The sequence below is a fragment of the Streptomyces sp. MA5143a genome (genome assembly GCF_900290235.1).
Taxonomy (GTDB): Bacteria; Actinomycetota; Actinomycetes; order Streptomycetales; family Streptomycetaceae; genus Streptomyces.
Window position 1 is genome coordinate 1 of record NZ_OLMK01000024.1, and the last position, 10,451, is coordinate 10,451.

Here is a 10,451-nt window from a genome sequence, read left to right on the forward strand (position 1 = left end):
CCCCCCGCCACCCCGCGACGGGCAGCGCGAACTTGGCCACGAGGCGGTCCGTGAACGACGCGTGGTGCAGCCGGGCCAGCCGGACCGGTACGGCGCCCCGCCGGACCTCGACCCGGGCCCCTGGCGGCAACTCGACCGTCCGTCGCCCGTCGCACCACAGGACCCCGGGCGGAATGTGCGGCAGCACCTCCACCGCGAGCACCGAGTCCGGTGACGTCACCAGCGGCTTCGCGAACAGCGCGTGCGCGCTGATCGGCACCATCAGCAGCGCCTCGACCTCGGGCCACACGACGGGCCCGCCCGCGGAGAAGGCGTACGCGGTCGACCCGGTCGGCGTGGACAGCACGATGCCGTCGCACCCGAATCCGGTCACCGGCCGGCCGTCGATCTCCAGGACGACCTCGAGGAGCTTCTCGGCGCCCGCCTTCTGCACGGCCGCCTCGTTCAGCGCCCAGTCGGTGTGGACGATGTCCCCGTTGCGGTGAACGACGACGTCGACGGTCATCCGCTCCTCGACCTCGTACGCCTTGGTCACCACGCGGTCGACGACCTTGTCGAGGTCGTCGCGCTCGGCCTCCGCGAGGAAGCCGACGCTGCCGAGGTTGACGCCGAGCATCGGGACCCCGGAGGCGCGGGCGAACTCCGCGCCGCGCAGCAGCGTGCCGTCACCGCCGAGGACGATGAGCAGCTCGCACCCGTCGAGGCACTGCGGGGTGGCCTCCTTGACCAGCTCCACCTCCTCGGGGAGCGGGATGTCCTCCGCCTCGGCCTCCAGGACGCGTACGCCCAACCCGTGGTGGAGGAGACCCTTCACCACGAGTTCCGCACTGCGGATGGCCGCCGGCCGCCCGGTATGGGTCAGCAGGAAGACGGTTCGAGTTCGGTCCAGAGTCACCGCGGCCCCTCCGCAACTGCTCGGTCGACGTCGGCCGGGTCCAGTGCGGGTGCCCCGGCACGCAGCCACAGAAAGTACTCGACGTTGCCCGAGGGTCCGGGCAGCGGACTCGCCGTCACGCCCTTCACCCCGAGCCCCAGCTCACCGGCCCGGCGCGCCACCCCGCACACCGCTTCGGCGCGCAGCTCCGGACTCCTCACCACTCCCCCGCTGCCCAGCCGTTCCTTCCCCACCTCGAACTGTGGCTTGACCATCATCACCAGATCGGCGTCCGGCTTCACGCACCGCACCAGGGCGGGCAGTACCAGGCCGAGCGGGATGAAGGACAGATCCCCCACGACAAGATCCACAGGCTCCCCATCGATCGCTTCGAGCGTCAACTCCCGTACGTTCGTACGGTCCTTGACGGTGACGCGTTCATCGCTCCGCAGAGTCCACGCGAGTTGTCCGTATCCGACGTCCACGGCGACGACATGGGCGGCGCCGGCCCGCAGCAGGACGTCGGTGAAACCGCCGGTGGAGGCGCCGGCGTCCAGCGCCCGCCGCCCCTCGACGGCCAGGCCCCCGGGGACGAACGCCTCCAGCGCCCCGGCGAGCTTGTGGCCGCCTCGGGACACGTACTCGGGGTCGCCGTCGTCGCTCGCGACGACGATGGCGGCCGCGGTCTCCACCTGGGTGGCGGGCTTGGTCGCGACGGTCTTGCCGACCGTGACCCGCCCGGCGGCGATCAGCTGGCTCGCGTGCTCACGCGACCGCGCGAGCTTCCGCCGGACCAACTCGGCGTCGAGACGGCGTCGTGCCACACCTGCCACGTTCGGTTCAGCTCCTCGTGCTGTACGGCGTCGGGGGCGCCGGAGGTCCCGGGCGGGCGTCGAGCGCGGTGAGCGCGTCACGCAGCCCCCGGTGCACATCCTCGTACACCTCGACGTGGCCGTCGGTGGCGAGGTGGTCGGCGTCGGCCAGCCGGTCGAGGGCGCCGTCGACGTCCGGGTGGCCGGTGGCGGCGCGGGCCACGTTCAGCGGGGCCGGGGCGGCGGGGTCGTCGTCCGGCTCGACGACCGCGTCGGCCGTCTCCTCCCCCACGGTGGCCTCGGACACAGAGTCGCTCATGCCCCGACGCTACCCCGAAGCCCTGGGGTACCGTCGATCGCGATGGCAACGATTGAGGAGTGCCGCGCCGCGCTCGAAAAGCTCTCGGACAACATGGCAGGCGCCGATGGACACGTGCGTGAGGCGACGACCCTCGACCGCTCGGTGAGCTGCCACATCAAGGACCTCGACATCACCTTCGCGGGCCGGATGCGCGACGGCCGGATCGAGGTGCACGACACCCTTGAGGGCCCGCCGTCCGAGAAGGCCCAGATCCGGCTCGCCATGACGGGCGACGACCTGGTGGCCCTCGTCCACGGCGAACTGAACTTCGCCAAGGCCTGGGGTTCGGGCCGGGTGAAGCTGGAGGCGGGCTTCCGCGACCTGCTCCAGCTCAGGAAGCTTCTGTAGCGGCGACCTTCGCCTCCCGGGCAGCCTCCCGCCCCTCGGCGCCGGTCCGTGCCCTGCGGGCCGCCGGCACCACCAGCGGTGTGCCCGTCTCCGGGTCGTCGATGACCTGACAGCGCAGCCCGAAGACCTCCTCGACCAGCTCCGCGGTGACGATGTCGCCGGGCGCGCCCTCGGCGACGACCTCACCGCCGCGCAGGGCGATGAGATGGGTGGCGTACCGGGCGGCGTGGTTGAGGTCGTGCAGCACGGCGACGAGGGTGCGGCCCTGTTCCTCGTGCAGCTCGGCGCAGAGGTCGAGCACGTCGATCTGGTGCTGGATGTCGAGGTACGTGGTCGGCTCGTCGAGGAGCAGCAGCGGGGTCTGCTGGGCGAGGGCCATGGCGATCCACACGCGCTGGCGCTGCCCGCCGGAGAGCTCGTCGACATGGCGGTCGGCCAGTTGGGCGACGCCGGTGGCCTGCATCGACTCGTCGACGATCCGCTCGTCCTGCGCCGACCACTGCCGCAGCAGCCCCTGGTGCGGGTAGCGGCCGCGGCCGACCAGGTCGCCGACCGTGATGCCGTCGGGCGCGATCGACGACTGGGGCAGCAGGCCGAGGGTCCGCGCGACCTGCTTCGCCGGCATCGACTGGATGACCTGGCCGTCGAGGAGCACCCGCCCCTGGGACGGCTTCAGCATCCGGGACAGGGCCCGCAGCAGGGTGGACTTGCCGCAGGCGTTGGGGCCGACGATCACGGTGAACGAGTTGTCGGGGATCTCCACTGACAGCTGTTCGGCGATGACCCGCTGGTCATAGGCGAGGGTGACGTTCTCGGCGGACAGGCGGTTCACAGTGCTCCTCTGGTTGTTCTCGTTCACCGGCCCGGCCGACCTCACCGACGCGTTCGGCCGGGGGCGGCTCATATCCGCCCGGCCTTCCGCTCCGTGACCAGCAGCCACAGCAGATAGACGCCGCCGAGGACGCCGGTGACGACCCCGACGGGCAGCTGGTCGGCGCCGAAGGCCCGCTGGGAGGCCCAGTCCGCGACGACGAGCAGGGCGGCGCCCATGCACAGCGAGGGCACCAGGTTGGGGCCGGGGGACCGGGTCAGCCGCTTGGCGAGTTGGGGCGCGGTGAGGGCGACGAAGCTGACGGGTCCGGCGGCGGCGGTGGCCCCGGCGGTGAGCAGCACGGCGGACACCATCAGCAGCATCCGCACCCGCTCGACGCGCACACCGAGGGCGTACGACACGTCGTCGCCCATCTCCATCATCCGCAGCCCGCGCGCGTTGGCGAGGACCGTGGGCACAAGGATCGCGCACATGATGAGCAGCGGCCAGACCTGCTCCCAGTCACGCCCGCCCAGCGATCCGGTCATCCACACGACCGCGCGGGCCGCGTCGACGATGTCGGCCTTGGTGATGAGATAACCGTTGACGGCCGTGGCGATCGCGGAGACGCCGATGCCGACGAGCACCAGCCGGTACCCGTGCACGCCCCGCTTCCAGGCCAGCAGATAGATCGCGAGGCCGGTGAACAGGCCGCCGCCGAGCGCGCCGAGGGCGACCTGGTCGGCATCCCCCGAGAACAGCACGATCACGACGAGCGCCCCGGCCGTCGCACCCTGAGAGAGACCGAGGACGTCCGGGCTGCCCAACGGGTTGCGGGAGACGGACTGGAACAGCGCCCCGCCCAGCCCGAGGGAGGCCCCGACCAGCAGCCCGACCAGGACCCGCGGCAGCCGCAGATCGTTGACGATCAGCTCCTGGCTGGGGTTGCCGTCGCCGAGCAGCGTCCTGACGACGTCGGCGGCGGGGATCGGGAAGTCGCCGGTGCCGATGAGCACGACACTCGCCACGAGGGCGACGAGCAGCAGCAGGACGACGACAACGAACGCCCGTAGGTCGAGGCGCACCGAGAGGCCGCCGGGCGAGCGGAGCGCACGGTTGCGCACGGCGGGCTTGCTCATGACCTGCGTCTTCACAGCTGCGCCGTCCTTCGCCGTCGTACGAGAAAGATGAAGACGGGCCCGCCGAGGATCGCGGTGACGATGCCGACCTGGAGTTCCGCGGGCCGCGCCACCACCCGGCCGATGACATCGGCGCCGAGCAGCAGCACGGGCGACAGGACGGTCGCGTACGGCAGGATCCAGCGCAGGTCGGGCCCGGTGAACGAGCGGACGACGTGCGGGACCATCAGTCCGATGAACACGATCGGTCCGCAGGCGGCGGTGGCGGCCCCGCACAGCACGGTGGCGGCGGCCATGGAGAGCGCCCGTGTGCGGTTGAGGTGGGCGCCGAGGGCGCGGGCGGTGTCGTCGCCCATGGCCACCGCGTTCAGCGGCCGGGCGAGCAGGAGTGCGACGACCGTGCCGACCACCAGGAACGGCAGCACCTGCTCGATCGTCTCGTCGGTCGCCGAGGCCAGTGAACCCACCGTCCAGAAACGCATCTTGGACAGCGCCGCGCCGTCCATGATCATCACGGCTTGGAGATAGCCGTACAGGGCGGCGCTGATCGCCGTACCGGCCAGCGCGAGCCGTACGGGCGTCGCGCCCCGGCTACCGCCGAGGAACCACACCAGTGCCCCGACGGCCGCCGACCCGAGGAACGCGAACCACACGTACCCCGTCAGCGAGGTGACGCCGAAGTAGGTGATGGCGGTGACGACGGAGGCGGAAGCGCCCGCGTTGATGCCGAGCAGCCCCGGGTCGGCCAGCGGGTTCCGGGTGAGCGCCTGGAGGACGGCCCCGGCCAGGCCGAGCGCGGCTCCGGCGAGCAGCCCGAGGAGGGTGCGCGAGATCCGCTCCCCCACGACGACGTCGCCGTACGTCCCCGTCTCCTCGAACAGGCCGTGCCAGACCTGCGCGAGGGACAGCCCTTTCGCCCCGATCGCGACGCTCGCCAGCGCGACCAGGGTCAGCAGGCCGACGGACACGAGGAGTCCGGCGGCACGCGTCGCTGCTCTGCGGTTCGGGGGCGCGGAGCCGGTCTCCGCGCGCGGTTCGGGGGGACTCTCGACCAACACCCAGTTAGGTTAGCCTATCCTCCCTTGTGCCTCGATCCCGCCCTCGCACAGCGGCGGGGAACCCTCACCGCGCCTCCGCTTGGCTCACAACCCGAGCCGCGCCAGCGCCTTCTCACCGTCCAACTCGCACGAGCCGTCGCCGGCCGCCGTCCACGCCGCGGCGCACAGCGCCCGCAGCCCGTCGAGCGGTTCGCCCTCGCCGTCCAGCAGCAGTCGGTCGCCGTCGGCGGTCGCCGTCCAGCCTCCGCACCTAAAGCCCGCGCCGTCCGCGGCGACTTCGGGCTGCCCGGTGAGCAGCCCCCGCAGGTCGGCGTCGACGTACGTGGGCCGGTGCTGCGGCGGCGCGGCGAGGAGTTGGGCGCCGTCGGTCACTCCGGTGAGGACGAGCAGCGAGTCGACCTCGCCGTTGAACGCGCCCTCGATGTCCGTGTCCAGCCGGTCCCCGACCACCAACGGCCGCCGGGCACCGGTCCGCAGGATGGTCTCCTTGTGCATCGGCGGCAGCGGCTTGCCCGCCACCTGCGGCTCGGCTCCCGTGGCGATCCGTACGACCTGGACCGCCGCCCCGTTCCCCGGTGCGATGCCCCGCGCGCTCGGGATCGTCAGGTCGGTGTTGGACGCGAACCACGGGAGCCCGCGCGCGATGGCGTAACTCGCCTCCGCGAACCGCCCCCAGGGCAGGTCGGGCCCGCCGTACCCCTGGACGACGGCCGCCGGGTCGTCGTCAGCCGACTCGACCGGCACCAGACCCCTTTCCCGCAACGCGACCCGCAGCCCCTCACCGCCGATGACCAGAACCCGCGCACCGGACGGCAGTTGTTCGCTGATCAGCCGGGCCACGGCCTGCGCCGACGTGATGACGTCCCCGCCCTCGGCCGGTATGCCCAGCTCGGTGAGGTGCTCGGCCACGGCGTCCGGTGTCCGCAGCGCGTTGTTCGTGACGTACGCCAGATGCATCCCGCCCGCCCGCGCGGTACCGAGGGACTCGACGGCGTGCGCGATCGCGCTGCCGCCCGCGTACACCACCCCGTCCAGATCGAGCAGCGCCGTGTCGTACGCCTCGCTCAGGGCCTGCCCACTGCCGTCGGGCCGTGTCCTGACTGCCTGGCTCATTGCACACCGCTCCTCGCTCGACACGGGTACGCGCGCGTACCCACCCGGTCGGTCCATCGGTCCGATCGCTTCACCCGATCATCGCGCATGGCACTGACACACATACGATGCACCAATGAAGAACGCAGGTCCCGCGGAGGAGACCCCGGCGCGCAGCGGCCTCGAACTGACCCCGTTCCGGGGCCTTCGCTACGACCCCGACCGGGTCGGCAGTCTGGCCGCCGTGACGTCCCCGCCGTACGACGTGGTCGTGCGGCCGGACGGTCTGCTCCACCTCGAATCCGCCGACCCGTACAACATCGTCCGCCTGATCCTTCCCCAGGCCGACACCCCGACCGCGAGAAACGAACAGGCGGCACGGACGCTGCGCCGCTGGCTCGCCGACGGCGTCCTGGCCGCGGACCCCGAGCCCGGCCTGTACGTCTACGAGCAGGGTGACGGCAGCATCCTCCAGCGCGGCCTCATCGGCGCCCTGCGCCTCTCGGAGCCCACCGACCAAGTGGTCCTCCCCCACGAGGACGTCATACCGCACGTCATCACGGACCGCGCGGCCCTGATGCGGGCGACCTCCACCAACATGGAGCCCCTGCTCCTGACGTACCGGGGCAACGGTTCCACCGGGGCGACCGCCGTGGTCGAGCGGACCGTCGAAGGGCCCCCGCTCCTTGCCACGACCACCGAGGACGGCTTCAGCCACCGCCTGTGGGCGGTCACGGACCCCGGCGACCTCACCGAGATCCAGGCGGACCTCGCCCATCACCAGGCCCTCATAGCCGACGGCCACCACCGCTGGGCGACCTATCTGCGCCTGCGCACCGAGCACCCGTCCCCCAGCCCCTGGGACTACGGCCTGGTCCTGCTGGTGGACACGGCGCGCTACCCCCTGCGGGTCAGGGCGATCCACCGGCTGCTGCACGGCCTGCCGGTCTCCGACGCGCTGGCCGCCCTGGACGGCCACTTCCGCGTGCAGCGGCTGGACGTCGCGCTGTCGGACGCCCTGTCGGCCCTGGCGGACGCGGCATGCGTCGGCAACGCCTTCCTCCTCGCCGGCGACGGCGCCTTCCACCTCGTGGACCGCCCGGACGCCGACCTCCTCACCCGTACGATCCCCGCCGACCGCCCGCCGGCCTGGCGCACCCTCGACGCGACGGTCCTGCACGCCACGCTCCTGCGCCATGTGTGGCGCATCCCCGAGGACTCCCCCGCCCATGTCGCGTACATCCACGACACGGCCGCCACGGTCGAGAAGGCGGAACGCGACGGCGGCACGGCCGTCCTGATGCACCCGGTCCGTGAGGAGGTCGTACGCGACCTGGCCCGCCAGGGCGTCACCATGCCCCGCAAGTCCACGTCGTTCGGCCCGAAGCCGGCCTCGGGCCTGGTCCTGCGCGCCCTGCACCTGTAGGCGCCGGCCGACAAACGAAAGGGGGCGGGATCCGCGTGGGATCCCGCCCCCTTCCTGTGCCTTACGAGCCGAGGTCAGCTGTTGTCGGAGTCCTTGGCCTCTTCAACGTCCGCGTTGTCGACGACGTCCGCGGGGGTGTCGCTCTCCTCCGCGACCACGACGTCCTCGTCCACGGCGGTCGTCAGATCGCGAGGCTCGGCGTCCTCCACGGGCAGAGTGTCGCCGTCGCCCTCCCGCACGTCCTGCTGCTCGTCCTGCTGCTCGTCCTGGTCCTCGACCTCGATGAGGGCGTCGACGAACTCGACGCCGTCCATCTCGGCGAGCCGGTCGGAGGCGTCCGTGCTGCCGTCCTTGTCGGCCTCGACGGCCTTGGCGAACCACTCGCGTGCCTCGCCGTCACGCCCTGCGGCGAGCAGCGCGTCGGCGTACGCGTACCGCAGTCGCGCGGTCCACGGTTGGACGGAGTTGGAGGCCAGTTCGGGGCTCTGCAGGGTCACGATGGCCGCGTCGAGCTGCTCCATGTCCCGGCGTGCTCCGGCCGCCACGAGACGCATCTCGACCTGGCCGGCCTTGTCCAGCTTGTGCACCTCGGGCGCCCCGGCCATGTCGAGCGCCTTCTCGGGCCGCCCGAGACCACGCTCGCAGTCCGCCATGACGGGCCACAGGTCCACGCTGCCGGTCATCCGCCGCGCGGCCCGGAACTCGGCGAGCGCCTCGCTGTACTTCTGGTTGGCGTACGCGGCGAAGCCGGCCGCCTCCCGCACGGCGGCGACGCGCGACGCCAGCCGCAGGGCGACCCTGGAGTAGCCGTACGCGCCCTCGGGGTCCTCGTCGATGAGCCGGGCGACCATCACCAGGTTCTTGGCGACATCGTCCGCGAGCGTCTTGGGCAGGCTCTGCAACTCCTGCCGTACGTCCTTGTCGATCTCCTCGCCGGTGACGTCCTCGGGAATCGGCAGCCGCTTGATGGGCTCCCGGTCCCGGTCCCGCTCGTCGCGGAAGCGCCCACCGCCACGCCGGTCGTCCCGCCGGTCGTCACGACGGTCGTCCCGCCCGCGGAAGCCGCCGGGCCGACCGCCCCGGTCGTCACGACGGGGGCCACGCCCTCGGTCGTCGCGACCCCGGTCGTCCCGCCCGCCACGGAAGCCACCGCGGTCGCCGCCACGGCTGTCACCACGGTCATCGCGGCGGAAACCGCCACGGTCGTCGTCACGACGGTACGAGGGACGGTCACCCTCGCGGCGCTCACCCCGGTCGTCACGTCGGTCATCACGGCGGTCGTCCCGACGGAAGGCCGGCCGGTCGCCGTCCCTGCGGTCGTCGCGCCGGAAGTCGTCGCGCCGGTCGTCGCGGCGGAACGGCGGGCGACCACCGCGGTCGTCACGCCGGCCGTCGCGACCTCGGTCGTCCCTCCCGCCACGGAAGCCACCGCGGTCGCCACCGCGGTCGCCGCCACGGCTGTCACCACGGTCGTCGCGGCGGAAACCGCCACGGTCGTCGTCACGACGGTACGAGGGACGGTCACCCTCGCGGCGCTCACCCCGGTCGTCACGTCGGTCATCACGGCGGTCGTCCCGACGGAAGGCCGGCCGGTCGTCCCGACGGAAGCCGCCACGGTCGCCGCTGTCACGCCGGTCGTCACGACGGTCATCCCTGCGGTCGTCGCGCCGGAAGGCGGGGCGGTCGTCACGTCGGCCGTAGCCACCTCGGTCGTCGTCGCGCCGGTCATCACGACGGAAGGCCGGACGGTCGCTGTCCCGACGGAAGCCACGGTCCCGGTCGTCGCCCCGACGGTCGTCGCGACGCGGCCCACCGGGACGGTCGTCGCGGCGGAAGCCGGGACGAGGCGCGCGGTCGTTCTCGCGGCGGTCGTCACGTCGGTCGTCGCGCCCGCCACGGAAGCCACCACGGTCGCCGCCACGGGTGTCACCACGGTCGTCGCGGCGGAAGCCGCCGCGATCGCCACGGTCTCCCCGATCGCCGCGATCGGTACGGTCGTTGCGGTCATCGCCGCGCCGGAATCCGCCGCGGTCGTCGCGCCCGCCGTCTCGTCGGCCGTAGCCACCACGGTCGTTGTCGCGCCGGTCGTTGTCGCGACGCGGGCCACCGCGGTAGCCACCACGGTCACCACTGTCCCGTCGCCGCTGGTCGCGCTCCGGTCGATCGTCGGGAGAGTTGGTGGACATGGTGACTCCTGTCTTCGGTACCGCAAGTCATTCTCGCGCAGCCGGGTAGCCGGCGCGCTCCGGGATGTGCTTGTGCCGGAACAACAAAAAAGGACCCCTGGTCCCAGCTGTACGCTGGTGACCAGGGGTCCTGTCAAAGATTGTTCGGCGGCGTCCTACTCTCCCACAGGGTCCCCCCTGCAGTACCATCGGCGCTGTGAGGCTTAGCTTCCGGGTTCGGAATGTAACCGGGCGTTTCCCTCACGCTATGACCACCGAAACCCTATTGGTTTCGAGCGAACAAGCACACTTTTCAGTTAAATGCTCAGCTCAAAGCCGACAACTGTTCGTTGTCTCAGAACTGA

The 10,451-nt window shown here is 72.1% G+C and carries 11 protein-coding genes and 1 rRNA gene; 2 read left to right on the forward strand and 10 right to left on the reverse strand.

The features are described 5' to 3' along the window. The 3 genes from SMA5143A_RS11285 to SMA5143A_RS11295 form a co-directional block, all read right to left on the reverse strand. On the reverse strand, positions 1–895 hold an 895-nt coding region (locus SMA5143A_RS11285; RefSeq protein ID WP_107462787.1), incomplete at its 3' end, for an NAD kinase. Further along, complete coding sequence (locus SMA5143A_RS11290; protein ID WP_107462789.1) at positions 892–1,707, reverse strand: TlyA family RNA methyltransferase; 816 nt, start codon at positions 1,705–1,707, stop codon at positions 892–894. The genes SMA5143A_RS11290 and SMA5143A_RS11285, both read right to left, overlap by 4 nt. Before the next feature lie 7 nt (positions 1,708–1,714). Further along, positions 1,715–2,005 carry a hypothetical protein gene (locus tag SMA5143A_RS11295; RefSeq protein ID WP_107462791.1) on the reverse strand — a complete coding sequence of 97 codons (291 nt, stop codon included), beginning with the start codon at positions 2,003–2,005 and terminating at the stop codon, positions 1,715–1,717. A 42-nt stretch (positions 2,006–2,047) separates the two neighbouring features. Here SMA5143A_RS11295 and SMA5143A_RS11300 point away from each other — a divergent pair, with 42 nt between their 5' ends. Next, positions 2,048–2,395: an SCP2 sterol-binding domain-containing protein gene (locus SMA5143A_RS11300; protein WP_107462793.1), complete on the forward strand. Its 348-nt coding sequence runs from the start codon at positions 2,048–2,050 to the stop codon at positions 2,393–2,395. Here the strand turns inward: SMA5143A_RS11300 and SMA5143A_RS11305 are convergent. The 4 genes from SMA5143A_RS11305 to SMA5143A_RS11320 all read right to left on the reverse strand — a co-directional run bounded on the left by SMA5143A_RS11305 (position 2,379) and on the right by SMA5143A_RS11320 (position 6,516). Further along, complete coding sequence (locus SMA5143A_RS11305) at positions 2,379–3,299, reverse strand: ABC transporter ATP-binding protein (RefSeq protein ID WP_107462795.1); 921 nt, start codon at positions 3,297–3,299, stop codon at positions 2,379–2,381. The two genes, SMA5143A_RS11300 and SMA5143A_RS11305, sit on opposite strands and share 17 nt — an antisense overlap. Then, positions 3,296–4,345, reverse strand: a complete 1,050-nt coding sequence (locus SMA5143A_RS11310; protein ID WP_107462802.1) for a FecCD family ABC transporter permease — start codon at positions 4,343–4,345, stop codon at positions 3,296–3,298. Before SMA5143A_RS11310 ends, SMA5143A_RS11305 begins: the two co-directional genes overlap by 4 nt. 11 nt (positions 4,346–4,356) lie before the next feature. Continuing rightward, entirely contained in the window at positions 4,357–5,403 is a 1,047-nt protein-coding gene (locus SMA5143A_RS11315) for a FecCD family ABC transporter permease (protein ID WP_107462797.1), read from the reverse strand. Positions 5,404–5,487: 84 nt separating this feature from the next. Beyond that, complete coding sequence (locus SMA5143A_RS11320) at positions 5,488–6,516, reverse strand: HAD hydrolase-like protein (protein ID WP_107462798.1); 1,029 nt, start codon at positions 6,514–6,516, stop codon at positions 5,488–5,490. A gap of 115 nt (positions 6,517–6,631) precedes the next feature. Here SMA5143A_RS11320 and SMA5143A_RS11325 point away from each other — a divergent pair, with 115 nt between their 5' ends. After that, entirely contained in the window at positions 6,632–7,921 is a 1,290-nt protein-coding gene (locus tag SMA5143A_RS11325; RefSeq protein ID WP_107462800.1) for a DUF1015 family protein, read from the forward strand. 74 nt (positions 7,922–7,995) lie between these two features. Here SMA5143A_RS11325 and SMA5143A_RS11330 read toward each other — a convergent pair whose 3' ends face one another. The 3 genes from SMA5143A_RS11330 to rrf form a co-directional block, all read right to left on the reverse strand. Further along, on the reverse strand, positions 7,996–8,889 hold the full coding sequence (locus tag SMA5143A_RS11330) for a hypothetical protein (RefSeq protein WP_375136476.1): 894 nt from the start codon (positions 8,887–8,889) through the stop codon (positions 7,996–7,998). Continuing rightward, positions 8,772–10,052 carry a hypothetical protein gene (locus tag SMA5143A_RS42550; protein WP_181361814.1) on the reverse strand — a complete coding sequence of 427 codons (1,281 nt, stop codon included), beginning with the start codon at positions 10,050–10,052 and terminating at the stop codon, positions 8,772–8,774. The genes SMA5143A_RS11330 and SMA5143A_RS42550 overlap by 118 nt, the downstream gene beginning before the upstream one ends. Positions 10,053–10,249: 197 nt before the next feature. Further along, positions 10,250–10,366: ribosomal RNA gene (gene rrf / locus SMA5143A_RS11335) — 5S ribosomal RNA — on the reverse strand. Positions 10,367–10,451: the final 85 nt, after the last annotated feature.

Coding starts and splice junctions, on each gene's coding strand:
- SMA5143A_RS11310 (WP_107462802.1), bottom strand. CDS start 4,345: ATGAGCAAGCCCGCCGTGCGCAACCGTGCGCTCCGCTCGCCCGGCGGC.
- SMA5143A_RS11295 (WP_107462791.1), bottom strand. CDS start 2,005: ATGAGCGACTCTGTGTCCGAGGCCACCGTGGGGGAGGAGACGGCCGAC.
- SMA5143A_RS11305 (WP_107462795.1), bottom strand. CDS start 3,299: ATGAGCCGCCCCCGGCCGAACGCGTCGGTGAGGTCGGCCGGGCCGGTG.
- SMA5143A_RS11325 (WP_107462800.1), top strand. CDS start 6,632: ATGAAGAACGCAGGTCCCGCGGAGGAGACCCCGGCGCGCAGCGGCCTC.
- SMA5143A_RS11300 (WP_107462793.1), top strand. CDS start 2,048: ATGGCAACGATTGAGGAGTGCCGCGCCGCGCTCGAAAAGCTCTCGGAC.
- SMA5143A_RS11320 (WP_107462798.1), bottom strand. CDS start 6,516: ATGAGCCAGGCAGTCAGGACACGGCCCGACGGCAGTGGGCAGGCCCTG.